Consider the following 16,904-nt stretch of genomic DNA (forward strand, 5'->3'; position numbering starts at 1 on the left):
GACACAGGGGGCATGCCGGAAGCCACACAGCACGTCGAGTCGCATCATCCAGTCGTTCCCGGTAGAGCGATTCCTGGTCGCGCGACGTGGCGACGATGTACCGTCCATCGACCGCTGACGTCTGCCGATCGCGCACAGGGAGGAGGGGAATGAAGGGGCTGTTCAGAACGCTGCTGGCGGCAGTCGGTGTCCTGGGGATTCTGGTCGTGGTGGCGGTGGTCTATATCACCACGTTCTTCGATCCGAACGATCTCAAGCCGCGTCTGATCGAGGCGGTTCGCAACCAGAGCGGCCTCGAGCTGCGTCTCGACGGCCCGCTGTCGTGGTCCTTCTATCCGCGCATCGGCGTCAGCGTCAAGGATGCCGAAGCCTGGCTTCCCGAGCAGTCCCGGGACGATGCGCCCTTCGTCGGCTTCGACAACGCCGAGGTCAGCGTGGCGTTCACGCCGCTGCTGACCGGAGACGTCTCGGTCGACGGGCTGATCCTCGACGGCATGCGCCTCAATCTCGCCCGCGATGCGCAAGGGCAAGGCAATTGGCAGGTGCTGCTGGATCGTCTGGCCGACAACGGCAGCGGTGACGACGCCAGCCAGCCGTCGCAGAACGCGGCGGACTCGTCGACGGCAGCGCAGTCGGAGAAAGCGCAGTCGGAGAAGAAAGGCCCCGGCCTGAAGCCGGGCGCCGATCAGGCGGTGGCGTTCGACATCGCCAGCATCAAGGTCTCCAACAGTCAGGTGAATTACGTCGATCGGCAGAAGCCGCTGGACATCACGCTGGCCAACCTCAGTTTGCAAAGCAGCAACGTCAGCCCGCAATCCTCGTTCCCGATTCAGCTCTCCTTCGATGTCGAGGGTCGCCAGCCGGATGTGAATGGCAATCTGCAGTTGAAGAGTCAGATGCGGATGGATCTCGGTGCCGGGCGCTACACCTTCGAGGGCGTGACGCTCAACGGCAAGGCGCAACTGCCGACACTGGCCGAGCAGGCCCAGACGCTCAACCTGAAGGTTGCCACGCTGGTCGCCGATACCCGGGCGAAACATTACCGTGCCGACGACATCCAGCTTGCTGCCTCGCTCTACCATTCCGTCATGCAGGAAGCGCCGCTGTCGCTGGATCTTCAGGGCGATGCGGCGGCCGACCTCCAGGCCCAGACCGCCACGCTCGGCGACCTCGTCCTGAGCGGCGACGATGGCCTGGACCTGAAAGGCAGCATGAACGTCACGCAACTGAACGACGCGCCCCGCTATCAGGGCCGGATGGAACTGGCGCCGCTGTCGGTGCGGGACTGGCTGACGCGCTTCGGTATCGAGGTAAACAGCGCCGACGACGAGGCGCTCACCGCGCTGTCGCTGAGTGGCCCGTTCTCCGGTGATGCGCAACGGATCGACTTCGACGATCTGCAGATGACGCTGGATGACACCCAGTTGCGCGGCTCGCTGGGCGCCACGTTCGATGGTCAGGCGCTGAATTTCGATCTTGCCGGCGATCGGCTCGATCTGGACCGCTACCTGGCACCGCGATCGCAGGATGCCGGTGGCGATGCGACGGGCGACGACGCCAAGGACACCGCCTGGCTCTCGGCGCTCGGCGTCGCGCCGGCGTTGGCCGCGGCCGAAGGCGCCGAGCTGCTTCCCGTCGACTGGCTCGCCGGGCTCGAGCAGGAAGGGCATCTGACGCTGGATTCTCTCAAGGTCAAGGGTATCGACCTGAGCGACGTCGAGCTCGCCACCAGCGGTAGCGGCGGGCGCCAGCGCCTCGACTCTCTCGGCGCCAATCTCTACGACGGCTCGCTGCAGGCTTCCAGCGCGCTGGACCTGCGTCAGTCGCCGATCCAGCTCTCCTTCACCGAGCGCATGAACGGGGTCGACATCGCGCCGCTGTATCAGGGTTTCAGCGGCAAGGCGTCACCGCTGCGCGGCAAGCTCAATCTGCAGGGCGATTTCGATTCGCGGACCAACACGGTCGAAGGGCTCAAGCAGAACCTCGACGGTCAGGCTGCACTGCGTGTCGACGACGGCGCCATGCTCGATGTCAACGTCTCGCGTCAGCTGTGCACGGCGGTCGCGACGCTGGAAGGGCGTGAATCGACCCGCGAGTGGAGCAAGGACACCGCCTTCGATCGCCTGCAGGCCAGCGTGACGGTCGACAATGGCGTGGCGCACAACGACGATCTCGTCATCGCCATCCCGGGCATCGAGGTGACCGGCAAGGGTGACGTCAATCTGGTGACCAACCGTCTCGATTATCGCGCCGCGGCGCGCTTCACCGATACCGCCGACGAAGCGGCCTGCGGCGTCAACCCGAGGCTGGCCCGGATCGACTTCCCGATCCGCTGCCAGGGCAGCCTTGACGAGGCGCCGGGGCAATGGTGCGGATTCGACCGCGAGGCATTCCAGAGCTCACTTGCCGAACTGGCCAAAGACGAGGCCAAGCGCAAGGCCGGCGAACGGATCGACGAAGAACTGGACAAGCAGCTCGACGACGAGACCCGTCAGAAGATCGACGAAAAGCTGGGTGACGGCGCGGCGGAAAAGCTGGGCAACAAGATCCGGAATCTCTTCCAGTAAGCCTGGTCAACACTCAGCCTGGGCGCCGATGCCATGTCGGCGCCTTGTCATCCGGCTGGCGGATGACCGCTTCGCTTGCCGTCTTCCTGCTCCGTTCATCACCTCGACACGGTCCCGTCGCTTGGGGGCCGGAGTCGCTATCATCATTCCGAGCTATCATCATTTCGAAGAGGTGCCGTTTGGCAGAAATAGCCCTGTCGGCCGAAGCCTTCCGCGAGCGCGTGTTCGACTGGTTCGACGCGCACGGCCGCAAGTCGTTGCCGTGGCAGTACGACAAGACGCCCTACCGGGTCTGGGTCTCGGAGATCATGCTCCAGCAGACCCAGGTCGCCACCGTTATTCCCTACTTCGAACGATTCATGGCGCGCTTCCCCGATGTCCACGCACTGGCGCGAGCGCCCCAGGATGAGGTGCTGCACCTGTGGACCGGGCTTGGGTACTACGCCCGCGCCCGCAATCTGCACAAGGCCGCCAAGGTCGTCGTCGACGAACATGACGGCGAATTCCCGACCCATGATCTCGAGGCGATGACCGCCTTGCCGGGAATCGGCCGCTCCACTGCCGGGGCGATCGTCAGCATCAGTACCGGCCGGCGTGCCGCGATTCTCGATGGCAACGTCAAACGCGTGCTGGCCCGGCTGCATGCGGTGGAAAGCTGGCCCGGCAAGAACGACGTACTCGCCCGGCTATGGGCGCTGGCGGAGCGTTACACGCCCTCGGAGCGGCTGCCGGACTACACGCAGGCGATGATGGATCTGGGGGCCATGATCTGCACGCGCGGCAAGCCGAGCTGCCTGCTGTGCCCGTTCGAGGATGTCTGCGAAGCGCATGCCCGGGGCGAAGAGCGCCGGTACCCCGGTTCCAAACCCAAGCGCGAATTGCCGACGCGGCAGACACAGATGTTACTGTTGCAGGACGAGGCTGGTCGGGTGCTGCTGGAGCAACGCCCGCCCAGCGGCCTGTGGGGCGGCCTGTGGGGCTTCCCCCAGTTCGATGGCGACAGCGAACTGCACGAGTGGCTGGAGCGGCACTGTCGAGGCGTTCATCTGGAAAGCGCCTGGCAGCCGTTCACCCACACCTTCACCCACTTCCGGCTGGAGATCACGCCGCGACCGGCGCGGCTTCCGGATCGGAACGCCGCCACGGCCGTGGCCGAATCGAATCGGCAGTGGGTCGATCCCGCCGATCCCGCCAGCGTTGGCCTGGCGGCACCGGTCAAGGCGCTGCTGGCGACACTGGCCCAGACGCACGCACTCAACGCATGACAGGAGGTTTTCATGGCGCAGACCGTATTCTGCCGCAAGTACCAGCAGGAACTCGAAGCTCTGGCTTTCCCGCCGCTGCCCGGCGCCAAGGGCCAGGAGATCCAGCAGACCGTCTCCAAACGCGCCTGGGAGGAGTGGCAGGCGCTGCAGACCCGGTTGATCAACGAGAAGCATCTCAACATGCTGGACCCGCAAGCGCGGGAGTATCTGATGACGCAGATGAACCGGTTTTTCGACAACCAGGAAACCGATCACGCCGAAGGATACGTGCCGCCCAGCCAGTGAATTCCGGACGGTGTGAAAAGAACTCATCTTTTTGAAATAAAAGGGTTGACCCCAAAACGGCTTGCTGGTTAAATGCGTCCCCGTTGGCGAGGGCCAGATAGCTCAGTTGGTAGAGCAGGGGATTGAAAATCCCCGTGTCGGCGGTTCGATTCCGTCTCTGGCCACCATCAATGCTGGGGTATCGCCAAGTGGTAAGGCACCGGTTTTTGGTATCGGCATGCGCAGGTTCGAATCCTGCTACCCCAGCCATCGCTAACGTCTCTATGCTCGCCGACATAGCTCAGTTGGTAGAGCAACTGACTTGTAATCAGTAGGTCCCGGGTTCGACTCCTGGTGTCGGCACCAGAGCTTAGAGATGGTGGAATAGCTGAATTGCGATGAGCAGGTCCGGGGTAAACACCTTGGCACCTGCATCAGCGAAAGCCTCAGCATCATGTAGCCTCGAAAATTGTCCCGCCCAGCATCTATTGCACTCATTCCGCTTACCACTGGATGAGGTGCAGTTATGCGTGTTTCAGCAACGGTTTGCTCCAAGGGCGGCGTCGGCAAGACGACCACGACGGCCAACCTCGGCGGTCTCCTGGCAGATGCCGGTCTCCGGGTTCTCCTCATAGATCTGGATTCCCAGCCAACCCTCTCTTCCTACTACGAGCTGTCACAGCCGGCCCCCGGCGGCGTGTACGAGCTACTCGCGACAGAGCTGGTCGACCTCGACCAGATCATCTCTCATACCGCTGTCTCCAATCTCGACATCATCGTCTCCAACGACTATCGGAATCAGTTGCAGCAGCTGTTGCTCAACGCCCCGAATGGACGCTTCCGCCTGATCGACCTCCTCGATCGCTTCGCCGATCGCTATGACGCCATCCTCATCGATACCCAGGGCGCGCGCTCAGTGATTCTCGAGATGGCCGTCATGGCCGCCGATCGGCTGATCTCTCCCATCGTTCCCGAACTGCTCACCGCCCGCGAATTCGTGCGCGGCACTCAGGGCATGCTCAACGAGCTACGCGAGCTGGCACGTTATACCCGTTTCGAGGTGCCGCCGGTCTCCATCCTGCTCAACAAGATGACCGACCAGCTCCGTGATGCCCGTGACATCGCCGACAGCATTCGCACCATGTATGCCGAGGTAGAAGATCACGGCATCAGCGTGCTCGAGACGCCGCTGGTCAATCTCTCCGCTTACCGTTCGGCCGCGCTCCAGGGCTTGCCCGTCCATCGGGTCGAGCCGCGAAAGCCCTACAGTCGCAAGGCGCCGGCCTGCGCCGATCAGCTCAAGGCAGTGGCCATTGATCTCTATCCCGAGTGGGCCGACGCCATCCACGCGGTAGGCGCTGTCATCTCCAACGGTAAATCCGGCACCGGGAAATCGGGGGTGGGCCATGTCCATTGAGACCCAATCCCCTGCACCCGTCGGGGCAGAAGCCATGGGGCTTCTGCCGCCGCACAGTATCGAGGGTGAGCAGTCCACGCTTGGCGCGTTGATGCTCGACAACACGAAGTGGGAGGACATCTGCGAGATCGTCGACGCGTCAGCGTTCTATCACTATCCGCATCGGCTGATCTTCAAGGCGATGGAAGAGCTTTCCCATGATGAGAAGCCGCTCGATGTCGTGACACTCTCCGAGCTGCTCGAGCGCGATGGTCATATCGAGACCTGTGGGGGTCTGCCCTATCTGGCCGAGCTGGCTCGCAACACGCCTTCAGCGACGAATGTTGTCGCCTATGCGGGCATCGTACGAGAGCATCAGCGCCGTCGTCAGTTGGCCAACATGGGCCGCGACCTCTGCCAGCGGGCGCTGGATGGACAGCAACTCAGCCAGGCATTGATCGAGGCCACTGAACACCAGCTGTTCGCGTTGGCCGAGAACCGGCAAGGCAAGGAGACCGGCATACGTCACGCCTTGACGGCGGCGATCGATACTATCGACCGCGCTTTCAATGCCAAGGACGGCATCACCGGCACGCCGACTGGCTACAAGGATCTCGACGAACTCACTTGCGGCTGGCAGGACTCCGACTTGATCGTCATCGCCGGTCGCCCCTCGATGGGCAAGACCACGCTGGGCATGAACCTCGTCGAGAATGCGCTGGTCGCCACGGCCGGTCGCACCGAGCTGGCCACCGCGCCGATCTTCGTCTTCTCGCTCGAGATGCCCGAGGAGCAGTTGATGCTGCGTCTCATGGCCAGCATGGGGCGTCTGGATTTGAGCAAGCTGCGCTCAGGCCAGCTCGATGACGGTGGCTGGGAAAAGCTGACCTCGGCCACGAACCGCATACTCGGCTTCGAGGAACGTCTGTTCGTCGATGACTCCAGCGGCATCTCCGCGACCTCTCTCAAGTCACGCGCCCGCCGGCTGGTGCGCCGCCACGGCAAGCCCGCCCTGATCCTGATCGACTATCTGCAGCTGCTTGAGGAGCCAGGCTCCGAGAACCGCAACAACGAAATCTCTGCGATTTCTCGCATCCTCAAGGCTACTGCCAAGGATCTCAACTGCCCGGTGGTGGCGCTTTCGCAACTCAACCGCACGCTGGAGAACCGTCCCAACAAACGCCCCTGCATGGCCGATCTGCGCGACTCCGGCGCGATCGAGCAGGATGCCGATGTCATCGGGTTCGTCTATCGCGACGAGGTCTATAACCCCGACAACCCTGACAACAAGGGACTCGCCGAGCTGATCATCGGCAAGCAGCGCAACGGGCCTACCGGCGCGGTGCATTTGACGTTCGTAGGCTCGAGCACGCGGTTCGAGTCGTTGGCGTGGAAGCAGGTACAGGAGGGACGGTCATGAGCTTCATTACCACCCACTCAGGCCACTCTGTTCACATGGCCAGCCCAACGCCACGGATGATCGACCCCGTGGACATCGGACGCTCACTGAGCCGCATTTGCCGATTCGGCGGGCATACCCGTCAGCATTACAGCGTCGCGCAGCACTGTGTGCTCGCGAGCCAGTTCGTGCCTGCCGAACATCAGCTTACGGCCTTGATGCACGACGCCACCGAAGCCTATATCGGGGACATGGTGTCGCCGCTGAAAGCGCTGATGCCGGAGTTCAAACGTATCGAAGGTCGGTTTTGGGCAGCGATTGCAGAGCGTTTCGGGCTCCCCGGTGCCATGGATCCCTGCATTAAGAATATCGACCTGATCCTGCTCGCAACGGAACGCCGGGACTTGCTGTGCGAAGGGGATTCCTGGGATTGCCTAGAAGGGGTGGTACCACTGCCAATGCGCACCCAGCCCTGGTCGATGGATCATGCCTTTGGGCAATGGATGGCGCGTTATGAATATCTAGCTTCTCAGCGAGAGGCAGAGGTGGAGTTCAGGAGGGTCGCGTCATGACAGTGAGGATTCCTCTGATGCGCTACCACGGCGGCAAGTTCCGTCTGGCCCCGTGGATCATGGCGCACTTTCCTCCAATCTCCGCCTTCGATGTCTACGTCGAGTCCTTTGGTGGCGCTGCAGGTGTCCTCCTGCAGAAGCCGCGCAACTACGCCGAGGTCTACAACGATCTGGATGGCGATGTCGTCAATCTGTTCGAGGTGCTGCGCAGTTCCGAGCAGCGCCAGTGCCTCATTGAACAGATCGCGCTCACCCCCTATGCGCGTGTCGAGTTCGAGCGTGCCTGGGACGACACCCCGGATCCGGTAGAGCGCGCTCGACGGCTGCTGATCCGTGCCCACATGGGTTTCGGTTCCGCCGGCGCGACCCGAGGCAATACCGGCTTCCGCACCGATACCCGACGTGCCCACGGCACGACACAGCATCACTGGCAGCGGTTGCCGACCGTGATCGGTCTGGTGGCCGAGCGGCTGTCGGGTGTGCTGATCGAGAACCGCGACGCCCTGACCGTCATCGCCCAGCATGACTCCCCGCGCACGCTTCACTACGTCGATCCCCCTTATCTCGAGGAGACCCGAGAGAAGGGGCATCGGCGCGTTTACAGCCATGAGCTGAGCGACCTGCGTCACATTGAATTGCTAGAGCGCCTTCGGCTCGCTCAGGGCTACGTGATTCTCTCCGGCTACGACGCCGACCTCTATCGTGACGTGCTCAGGGGTTGGCGCATGGCTCGACGGCATGTGCAGGCATCGGCCCAGCGTGGTTCTGGGCAGCGTACCGAGTGTCTGTGGCTCAATCCGCGGGCGGCGGAATGGGCCGGTCAGATGGAACTCAATCTTCCCTACCAGGAGGTGGCCCATGCCTGACGCACTGCCGATTCGCTGCTCGACGCGCGCCCTGAAGCGCGTGGTGCGTTATGCCGTGACTCATGGCTGGATTGTCGAACGCACCCGTGGCGGCCACGTTCGCTTCATCAAGCCGGGCTGCCCGCCCGTGTTCACCGGATTTTCACCCAGCGACGCACGAGCCGAGAAGAACGTGCTGGCACGGCTGCGCCGGATGGAGCGACAAGAGGAGGACGAAGCATGATTCCCGATCGCATTCTTCGCAAGATCGAGCGCTGCCTGGCGCTGTCACGCTCGGCCAATGAGCACGAAGCTGGTACGGCGCTGCGCCAGGCGCAGCACCTCATGGACGAGTACGGCGTCAGCGAGATCGACGTAGCGGCGTCAACCATCGACCGGGTGGTCGTCAAGTCGCCGACCGGACGCAAGCCACCGCGCTGGCTCGACCATCTGGCCACCTTGGTCAACGCCGCCTTCGGCACCGCCACCATCTACGAGCCCCGGCCGGCGTTCGAAGGCTGGCATGGCTACTTCGCCTTCCTGGGCGAGGCGAGTCAGGTGCGCATCGCGGCCTATGCCTTCGAGGTGCTCCAGCGTCAGCTGATCGCCGATCGCAAGGCCTTCCTGAACGGCATGAACAAGCGCGCGAAACGCATCACCAAGATTCGCCGGGCCGATGCCTATGCCCTGGCATGGGTTGCGGGCGCGTTCGAACACATCGTGCCGGTGGAGAAGACAGAGGAGGCCATCGTGGGGATCGAGCACTTCCAACAGCGCTTCTATCCCCAGCTCGAGGCGATGAACGCCATCGATCGCGGTCAACGCCGTGACGATCGGCGAGCGATGGCCAGAGGTTATGCCGCCGGCCGCAATGCGCGCCTGCACAGCGGCGTCGATCGTGATCAATATAAGGAGCTGCCCCATGGCCGAGATCTATTCCTTTCCGGCGCGTGAGGCCACTGGCCAGGGCATGGAGCGGTATCTGCAGGGGCGAGAGTGTCTGGCCCTGGGTCTGCTCGATCCGTTCGCCGGGTGGTTAGAAACGCTGGACACCTGGTTCGACGCTCATCTCCAGGCGCACAACAAGCGCAACGACGCGCTGCGCGCGTTGCTCGCCGATACCTGGCTGGTGTTCCACATGGCGTGCGACCAGACCAGCCGACTCGAGATGCAGCCGCATCACAGCCTGCGTTGGTCGCAGCTCCAGTATTTCAACCTCAGCGATTTCGAGCTGCTGGTGATCGTCAACGACAACCTGCTTGATCTACGTCGCGGTCTGCTGGCGCTGTGCCAGCAGTATCCGCCGAAGACTCGCAGCGATCTAAGCCTCCAAGGGCTCACGCAAAGCATCGGTCGTTTAAACGAGCAGTTGAACCATTTCTTCGATTCTGAAGGCTGCGACTCGCGGCAGCCGGAGTGAACCTCATGAGTAAACCATCCGTTACCCCTGATCAGATCACGGCCAAACTGAACCAGCCGGGGCCGACGCTCAGGAGTCAGCCCACCGACCGGCTGCCGGCGCCGACCCGCGAGCAGGCTATGTCGTTGACGTTGGATCAGCTGCGTCCCTATGACCGCAACCCGCGTACTCACCACAATCCGAAGTACGAGGAGATCAAGGATTCGATCCGTGCCGTTGGGCTCAAGCAGAAACTGACCGTCACTCAACGACCGGGCGATGATCGCTATATGATCTCCGACGGCGGCAATACCCGCCTGATGATCCTCAACGAGCTGTACCAGGAGACTGACGACAAACAGTTCTACCACCAGGATTGCCACTTCATCCCGTGGCAGGGCGAGATCAACGTGCTAGCCGGGCACTTGGCCGAGAACGATAACCGGGGCCAGCTCAGTTGGATCGAGCGGGCACGTGGCATCTACGAGGCCAAGCGCATGATCGAGGAGGACGCTGGCGAGACCATCTCCCAGCGTGAGTTGACCAAGCGGCTGCGCGCACTGGGTTACACAATCAGCCAAAGCAATATCTCGAAGATGCTCTATAGCATTGAGCACTTTCTGCCGACCCTGCCGCTGACGCTCGATGCCGGCATGGGCCGGCCTCAGATCGAGAAGCTGATCTCCTATCGCCAGTTCTGTGACGAGTGCTGGACCCGCTGTGCCGACTACTGGATCGAGCACGCCGATGACCTGGGCGAGGGCGAGCCGTGGGCCAGCAACGTCGTCGACGGCGATTTCGCCCTGGCCTGGCATGAGGAGATGGCCCAGCTCGATCACGAGGGGCAGACTGATTTTCGCTGGAACATCGTCGAGGATCGCTTGAAGGGCATGCTCAACGAGCACACCGGGCTGCACTTCAACCCCATCGACATGGCGTGGAAGAACTGGTTCACCGTGCGCAAGTATGCCCGAGCGGCAACGGACGAGGAGCGCGCGGATATCTGGACCACTGTCGATAGTGAACTGGAACGCCTGCGTCATCCCCAGGAGCGCCACCTCTATCCGCCAAAACCGGATACCTCTCCGGGTGGCTCGTCATCCGGCAAGTCGTCGGGTCCTTCCTCTCTGTCATCGACCGCCAAAACCTCTCGAGGCGGTAGCGAACCCACCGGAGGCGACGGTGAACTCGACCCCAATGATCTGACATTCGGCGATGGCCAGAGCGACCTCGATCCCACGCCGGAACCATCGCCGGCGCGCGGTGTGCCGGATGCGGGCGGGGTAGGCGAGTCGGTCGCCATGAAACAGATGCGCGCCCAGCTCGAGCAGCTTGAGCAGCGCAATGCCGCACTCGAGGCCCAGACTCAACGGACGCCGGCGGCACCGCAAGGGTTTGGCGCTGGTGAAGATGACAACGATGGCCTCGGCGGACTGCTGGATACCGACGGCCTTCTACAGGAACACACACCTCAGCCCACTCGCTCTCCCGAGGAGCAGGCCACGATCGCTGCCGATCTGACACTCTCGCCTCACCATGAAACCGAGGGGCATCGCCAGTTGCGTCACTGGCAGGCGAAGGAGCACGGCGAGGAAGCGATCGACTTCGAAGCGGCGGCGCTCAAGAGCGTGCCGCTCCAGGACGGCGGCCGCATTGCCCCGATCACCGATCTCTGGCACGTCCCGACCTGGCGTCGCAACGCCCAGGATCTGCGCATGCAGATCGGCGAGGTGGTTCAGCTGCTAGCCAGATGGGCGGGAATCGAGGTGAGCGGATCCAGCGAGGTAATCCGCCTCAATGCCCGCGACGGTCTCGGCTATGAACTCGGTCCCCTCGAGGGGGCTCCCAGCCGGCGTGCTCAGCTCGTCTGGCAACTGCTCGCCGGCCTCGAGGGCAACATCGACCCGGTGATGCCAAGTGATATCTCATTGTTGGGCGAGCTGGTGGGCAGTCACGGTAACGACACCGACGTGCGCTTTCCCGATGGTCTTTTCGTTCGTGTGTTCTGGCTGACCCGGTTAATCCGGGTCTTGCGTGACGGTCTCGATGCAGAGGGGGATTCGTGATGGCAACACCGCAACTCAATCATGCGCTGTTCAACCAGGCGCTGGTTCTGATCCGCGAGGGTGACATGCGTCGCGCCCGGGCGCTGGGTTTTCGCGATGACGAGCTGCAGAGTCTCAGTCGCCTGCGGGCCAGCGAGATCGAATCCCTGATCAATGAGTTTCCGGGCGTGGCCCGGTTCGAGCTGGATCACGACACGTTCAAGGCGGCATTGCGCCGTGTCGATCGCGACCAGGATCGCGACGGGCTGGTCGATCACTGTATTCGTCACGGGGCTAGCGTGCAGATGCTGGCTACCTTCTTTGGCCTGACCCCGAACGACTGCTCAGCGCGACGTACCCTGCTAGGCGTGCCGAGCCGACAGGGGCGACTGCCCATGCCGGAGGAGAAGGTCGAACACGAAGCCTATCATCGCTGGCAGACCATCTCCGACGATCCGGCCAGTCCTGGTGCCGTGGAAGACATTCGCGGCATGCTGGTACTAGCAGAGGAGGTCGAGCTGCCCCTAGCCGTGATCTGGACGCTGATCAAACAGTGGACCCTACCGGAGCAGGCGCGTCAGCAGAGCCTACCTGCCGAGGCCAAGCCGCCTCGGCGTCGAGCGTTCAGGAAGACGCTCTGGACGGCCTACTGTTCATGGGCAATCCCCATGAAACTGTTCCTCGAGCGCTGCTGCTCGATCAGCGGCTGGGCGCGGTCGACGTGCTGGGCTGGCAGATGATCCGGCTACTGTCGAATGCCGATCGCACCACGGCATTCCCTACTTACGACGAACTGGAGCCATTGCTGCGCTCCGGCGCGAATCGCAAGGCGTCACGCAAGACCGTGGCGCGGGTCATCGCGATCCTCAGACTGACCCGCTGGATGACGCTGGGTATGAAAGCGCGCAACACCGACAACGGCCGCATGATCGGCAACGTCTACGTGCTGCATGACGAGCCGCTGGCACCCGCCGAGTCGCTGTCGCTCGATGCCGAATACATTGAGTACGTCATCCGCTGTACTCGTCACCACAACCGCGACGTCGCCGAGGTCGCTCAGCTCGTGCGAGACGAGCTGACCGAAAGCGGTGTGCTCGAGATTCCGTCCCGATTGGAAGTTATCGATCAGCGTGCCCAGCGGCAGAGCCGTACCGAGTTTCCAGCGGAAACTCAGTCAACACCCGCCCAGTTTCCGGGGGAAACTCAGGGCAATTCGCCCGGTTTTCAGCGGAAACTTGGGCAGTTTCCCGAGACCAATGATCCCAGTTTCCAGCGGAAACTCATTTGGGAATCAAGCACTTACGGCGCAGTTCCCGGTGCGGCTCGCCCTAGAGTACGTAGTTATACAAACAGTGTTTGTAAAACCACCGCGCGCGAGCCGGGCGACACCTCGCTGGTCTGGAGCTGGCCGCTAGAACTGACTGCCGACGAGCGGGAATCGGTCACGTTCCTACTGACGGGGTTGTCGACCGAGATGCAGCAGGCGGTGATCGACGAAGCCGCTGGGCGGGTCGATGCCGGCAAGGTCAAGAACACCCTGGGCTTCCTGCACACCCTGGCCAAGCGTGCCGCCTCGGACAATTTCCAGCTGACGCACTTCGGCCGCGGTGTCGCCAACAAGCGGCGTGACCAGGCCGAGACGAGTGACGAACAGAACCGGGTCGTTACCGCGCCGGTGGTGGCGATGTCGCCGCCGAAACCGGCCGAGCCGGAACCGCAGCCGATTTCGGCGGCAACGGAACAGGCGCGGGGGGAGATGTTCAAGCGCCTCGGACTGCGGCGCTAGAAACCCTTGCGATCGCGTTTAACGTTTTCGATAGGGCGACGCTCGTCGAGCCTTGATGCTGGCATCCCATCCAGTGCATCGACGATTCAGGAGTGATTATGGCCAGCGCTGAGCCCCGTGTAGGGCAGCTACGCAGCAAAATCGAGATGACTCTGCATACCTATCCGGCAGTGCTTGCCTGGCACGGACGCGGTGTCGAAAGCGGCAAGCCACAGGTGGTCGGTCTCAAACAGTTTCTGTCGCTCGCCGGACGTGTCCATCAGGCAGCAGGCCGGGACGATCCCTACGCCGACAGCTGGCTGCTCATGCTCGAGGAGAAGATCGACGAGACCCGACAATCGCTCCATCAACTGGAAAAGCGAGTGAGCCAGGTTCTGAAGCAGATCCCGGAGGGGCTCGATGTCAGCCGCAACGTCAGCCAGCAACCGTTCGTGACGCCCGTGTTCACCGGAGGTCAGATGGGCTGGCAGGCGGTCATGCTGCTGATGCAGTACGACAGCATCGTTCGCGATGTGCTGCTGGCCCATCACATTGGACTGCTGGGCAACAAGCAGCGTGGCGCGATGATTCGCGATCAGGGCGGCCACGCCCTGCGATCGCTATGTTACGCGCCGGTCAAGTTTCCGGGGTTCAGCGGGGCGACGCGTGATGACTTCGCAGCCAATAACGCCAAGGCCCGAAACGCTCTCGAGAAGTACGGCGAGCTACCGCAGGACATCTTTGAAGGGACGCGCCGCAGTGAGTTTGCACCGACGATCCGACGCCAGGGAGCCGAGCTGGCCGGCAGTGATCAGGATCACAAGCTCGAAGGCGCGGATCTAGACGACGCTCAGTTGCTGCCCCAGCTCGGAGAATCCGAGGACTAATGCTGCAAGGTGATGCGGGGGAATCACTCCAGCAAGAGCAGGTTAGGGTGATTCCACTGTAATCACTTCAACGAGACCAGGCCGGGGTGATTCCACTGGAAACACTCCCCGCAGGATCGGAGGGGGCAACCAAGTATCTGCAACGAGAACAGGAAAGGACCGCGAGCGCGATGACTGCACTGGAACAGCGTCAGGACTTTGCACTGAATCAGTACGCAAAGGGCCTTTTAAAACCCTTTAAGGGTAAAGGGGAGATCCTTCGATTTCGGGATGAGTTGGATGCGGAGTGTCGTCGGATGTGGCAGGAGGCGGCGGACTTTGCCAATCGCTACAACCGCACGGTGGTTCAGGCGGGACTTTGGCTCAAACCACACAACAACAGCGGTGGACGAGTTCGCGCAGTGCAATGGCGCGACAAGGCGCAGACCCAGATGGGGCGACGCCTTCTCGAAGCCGTGCTCCAGTTCGGCGATATATCGGTGGGGATGAAGCGTCAACTGGTCGAGATCGAGACCGAGCGCGCGATCTTCAATGCCAAAGTTGCGGCGGCGACTCGACAGGTCGATCGCCTAAATCGCCTGCTGAGCGATCTCGGCGAGATCGAGGCCATGGTCTGACATCTGCAACGGTTCGGAATAGTTCGCAACCGGCCTTAACGTTTCTCGCTGACGTCCTTTGCCGCTCCCGGCCACTGTAGTCGGGCATACATTCGATTCAGGAGATTCAGATGAGCACGCATTTCATGGGCGAGGGGAACATTGGTTCGGATCCAGAAGTGAAAATGTTTTCCCCCAATGGCAATCAGCCATCGCGTGGCGTCATGCGACTGAACGTCCGATTCGATAATCCGGTGCCGACCGATACCGGCAACGTCGACAAGGGTGGCTTCTGGGCGAACGTCGAGATATGGCATCGCGATGTCGAGCAATGGGCTCGGCTGTACCAGAAGGGACTGCGCGTCATGGTATCGGGCCGAATGGTGCTGGACGAATGGCGGGACGGAGAAGGTAATAACCGGTCGCAGTTCAAGGTGCAGGCCGTACGCATCGGCATCCTGCCTTTCCGCGTCACCCAGGTTCAGCTCGAGCCGGCACAGGGCCAGCAAGCGCCACGGCAGCCTTCATCGTCCCAGGCTCCGCAACAGGGAGCTTATCCTAAAGCCGCTGGACCGGAAGGTGAATGGGATAACCCGGCGGGGTCTGATCCGAGCTATTCGGAATGAGCGGGCTCGCTGACTCGAAGGAAGGCTCTATCATCAAACAGACAAAGAGAGTGCTGGGATGAAACACTGGGTGGTGGCAGTGGGGATGGTGGCACTGGCGGGCTGCGCGGCGCAGGATCATTATTACTCAAACGGTGTCTGCGTGACCTGTTTCAACAATCCCGTGACCGGCGAGCCGCTGAACTACGATCCCAACGAAACGCCGCAGAAAGTGGCAACCAATGCCGAGGGGGAAGCGGTCGATGCCACAAGTCTGGGTAGCCAGAGCGGATCGGTCGACATCGATTCCCGTGTCGACGTCGATACCGCTTACGCTCGGATCAAGTCGGCGATGGGGTTCCGATCCCCCGATGACTTCGAGAGCCCGGAGAGCACCACTGCAAAAATGCAGATGGGCGATATAGCCTGGAAGCACGACCGCACCCCGGGGGCCTACTACAATCTCGGTGATTACGGACGGCAGACCGTTGGAGGGACACGATACTCGATCCTGCAGCGGGTTCAGATCGAGAAGAGTGGCGCGGGCTCGCGCATCCACTACAGTTGGGCACCGGCCGACGAGCGAACTCTATTCGATGGCAATGCCATGGAGTCTGCGCTGACACAGCGTCTCAAGGCCGCGTTAGACTGATTGCTCATGCCCAACATCTTCACCATCAAGGATGGTTGGAGCCTGGATGAACAGCTGGGCAACATGCTCCGGGAACTCGACGGTACGCAGGCGACTGGCCGTGTCGTCGAGTTTCGTATTCAGCTCAAGGCATTGATGCGCGAGTACGGTATCAGCGCCGATACGATCGTCGAATGGATCGACCTGGGGATGCTCAAGGATGAAAGAGACTGAGGCAGCGGTCTATCAACGGTTCTTCATTCGCCCGCGCCTGGGACATCGCCCGCTGATCGAGTCGGACATTCAGGCTGTCATCGACGGTGCGGTCACATGTCGTTTCGCCCCCGATGGCACGTTGCTCAAACCGACCATTCTCAAGCCCGGTCAGGGGCGTTACCTGATCCCCATGCGCTGGCTCAGCGGTGAGGTCATCACCATCGATAACGCCTCCACGGCGCAGTGGTTCTGGCTCGATGCTGACATTCCGTTCAATGGACCGTTGGCTCAGCGAATGGCCCTGGCGCTGACACGACACTCTGAGATCGCCTGTGTGGCCGAAGACAACACGCGCGGTGCTGCCCATGGCAATGCGGAAGCCTGGATCATCGACGACGCGCATTATCTGCTCCAGCTCGATTAACATTCCCAGCTGAATCCCCTGATCCAGC

General features: G+C 62.1%; 19 protein-coding genes and 3 tRNA genes. All 22 read left to right on the forward strand.

Annotated elements, in window-relative coordinates:
• The first annotated feature begins 149 nt into the window (after window positions 1-149).
• On the forward strand, window positions 150-2,567 hold the full coding sequence (locus ACWHY3_RS01495) for an AsmA family protein (protein WP_448127423.1): 2,418 nt from the start codon (window positions 150-152) through the stop codon (window positions 2,565-2,567).
• 179 nt (window positions 2,568-2,746) lie between these two features.
• Window positions 2,747-3,832 carry an A/G-specific adenine glycosylase gene (gene mutY / locus ACWHY3_RS01500; RefSeq protein ID WP_448127424.1) on the forward strand — a complete coding sequence of 362 codons (1,086 nt, stop codon included), beginning with the start codon at window positions 2,747-2,749 and terminating at the stop codon, window positions 3,830-3,832.
• A gap of 12 nt (window positions 3,833-3,844) precedes the next feature.
• On the forward strand, window positions 3,845-4,117 hold the full coding sequence (locus ACWHY3_RS01505; RefSeq protein WP_276232940.1) for an oxidative damage protection protein: 273 nt from the start codon (window positions 3,845-3,847) through the stop codon (window positions 4,115-4,117).
• 91 nt (window positions 4,118-4,208) lie between these two features.
• A tRNA-Phe gene (locus ACWHY3_RS01510) sits at window positions 4,209-4,284 on the forward strand.
• Between the two features lie 7 nt (window positions 4,285-4,291).
• A tRNA-Gln gene (locus tag ACWHY3_RS01515) sits at window positions 4,292-4,366 on the forward strand.
• Window positions 4,367-4,386: 20 nt separating this feature from the next.
• A tRNA-Thr gene (locus ACWHY3_RS01520) sits at window positions 4,387-4,462 on the forward strand.
• A 160-nt stretch (window positions 4,463-4,622) separates the two neighbouring features.
• Window positions 4,623-5,513, forward strand: a complete 891-nt coding sequence (locus tag ACWHY3_RS01525) for a ParA family protein (protein ID WP_075563473.1) — start codon at window positions 4,623-4,625, stop codon at window positions 5,511-5,513.
• Window positions 5,503-6,912 (forward strand): replicative DNA helicase, encoded by a 1,410-nt coding sequence (gene dnaB, locus ACWHY3_RS01530; protein ID WP_075563472.1) that lies wholly within the window; start codon window positions 5,503-5,505, stop codon window positions 6,910-6,912. Before ACWHY3_RS01525 ends, dnaB begins: the two co-directional genes overlap by 11 nt.
• Window positions 6,909-7,463 carry a phosphohydrolase gene (locus ACWHY3_RS01535; protein ID WP_087720681.1) on the forward strand — a complete coding sequence of 185 codons (555 nt, stop codon included), beginning with the start codon at window positions 6,909-6,911 and terminating at the stop codon, window positions 7,461-7,463. Before dnaB ends, ACWHY3_RS01535 begins: the two co-directional genes overlap by 4 nt.
• Window positions 7,460-8,329, forward strand: coding sequence for a DNA adenine methylase (locus ACWHY3_RS01540; protein ID WP_448127425.1), 870 nt, complete (start codon window positions 7,460-7,462; stop codon window positions 8,327-8,329). Before ACWHY3_RS01535 ends, ACWHY3_RS01540 begins: the two co-directional genes overlap by 4 nt.
• Window positions 8,322-8,552: a type II toxin-antitoxin system HicA family toxin gene (locus ACWHY3_RS01545; RefSeq protein WP_087720998.1), complete on the forward strand. Its 231-nt coding sequence runs from the start codon at window positions 8,322-8,324 to the stop codon at window positions 8,550-8,552. The genes ACWHY3_RS01540 and ACWHY3_RS01545 overlap by 8 nt, the downstream gene beginning before the upstream one ends.
• The gene (locus ACWHY3_RS01550) at window positions 8,549-9,262 is read left to right on the forward strand and encodes a DUF2786 domain-containing protein (protein ID WP_332780289.1); all 714 of its coding nucleotides are present in this window, start codon (window positions 8,549-8,551) and stop codon (window positions 9,260-9,262) included. The genes ACWHY3_RS01545 and ACWHY3_RS01550 overlap by 4 nt, the downstream gene beginning before the upstream one ends.
• Complete coding sequence (locus ACWHY3_RS01555) at window positions 9,231-9,728, forward strand: hypothetical protein (RefSeq protein ID WP_448127426.1); 498 nt, start codon at window positions 9,231-9,233, stop codon at window positions 9,726-9,728. The genes ACWHY3_RS01550 and ACWHY3_RS01555 overlap by 32 nt, the downstream gene beginning before the upstream one ends.
• A 5-nt stretch (window positions 9,729-9,733) precedes the next feature.
• The gene (locus ACWHY3_RS01560) at window positions 9,734-11,773 is read left to right on the forward strand and encodes a ParB family protein (protein WP_448127427.1); all 2,040 of its coding nucleotides are present in this window, start codon (window positions 9,734-9,736) and stop codon (window positions 11,771-11,773) included.
• Window positions 11,773-12,492, forward strand: a complete 720-nt coding sequence (locus ACWHY3_RS01565; RefSeq protein WP_448127428.1) for a DUF2857 domain-containing protein — start codon at window positions 11,773-11,775, stop codon at window positions 12,490-12,492. The genes ACWHY3_RS01560 and ACWHY3_RS01565 overlap by 1 nt, the downstream gene beginning before the upstream one ends.
• A complete protein-coding gene (locus ACWHY3_RS01570) occupies window positions 12,408-13,538 on the forward strand; it encodes an STY4528 family pathogenicity island replication protein (protein ID WP_448127429.1) in 1,131 nt (376 codons plus the stop codon). The genes ACWHY3_RS01565 and ACWHY3_RS01570 overlap by 85 nt, the downstream gene beginning before the upstream one ends.
• Window positions 13,539-13,636: 98 nt before the next feature.
• The gene (locus ACWHY3_RS01575; protein ID WP_448127430.1) at window positions 13,637-14,404 is read left to right on the forward strand and encodes a PFL_4669 family integrating conjugative element protein; all 768 of its coding nucleotides are present in this window, start codon (window positions 13,637-13,639) and stop codon (window positions 14,402-14,404) included.
• An 86-nt stretch (window positions 14,405-14,490) separates the two neighbouring features.
• On the forward strand, window positions 14,491-15,021 hold the full coding sequence (locus tag ACWHY3_RS01580) for a DUF3158 family protein (protein WP_448126570.1): 531 nt from the start codon (window positions 14,491-14,493) through the stop codon (window positions 15,019-15,021).
• Between the two features lie 110 nt (window positions 15,022-15,131).
• A complete protein-coding gene (locus ACWHY3_RS01585) occupies window positions 15,132-15,626 on the forward strand; it encodes a single-stranded DNA-binding protein (protein ID WP_075563461.1) in 495 nt (164 codons plus the stop codon).
• 58 nt (window positions 15,627-15,684) lie between these two features.
• Window positions 15,685-16,257, forward strand: coding sequence for a hypothetical protein (locus ACWHY3_RS01590; RefSeq protein WP_087721066.1), 573 nt, complete (start codon window positions 15,685-15,687; stop codon window positions 16,255-16,257).
• Window positions 16,258-16,263: 6 nt separating this feature from the next.
• Window positions 16,264-16,470 carry a hypothetical protein gene (locus ACWHY3_RS01595; protein ID WP_087721067.1) on the forward strand — a complete coding sequence of 69 codons (207 nt, stop codon included), beginning with the start codon at window positions 16,264-16,266 and terminating at the stop codon, window positions 16,468-16,470.
• On the forward strand, window positions 16,457-16,876 hold the full coding sequence (locus tag ACWHY3_RS01600) for a hypothetical protein (protein WP_087721068.1): 420 nt from the start codon (window positions 16,457-16,459) through the stop codon (window positions 16,874-16,876). The genes ACWHY3_RS01595 and ACWHY3_RS01600 overlap by 14 nt, the downstream gene beginning before the upstream one ends.
• Window positions 16,877-16,904: the final 28 nt, after the last annotated feature.

The sequence above is a fragment of the Salinicola sp. NYA28a genome, assembly GCF_976982775.1.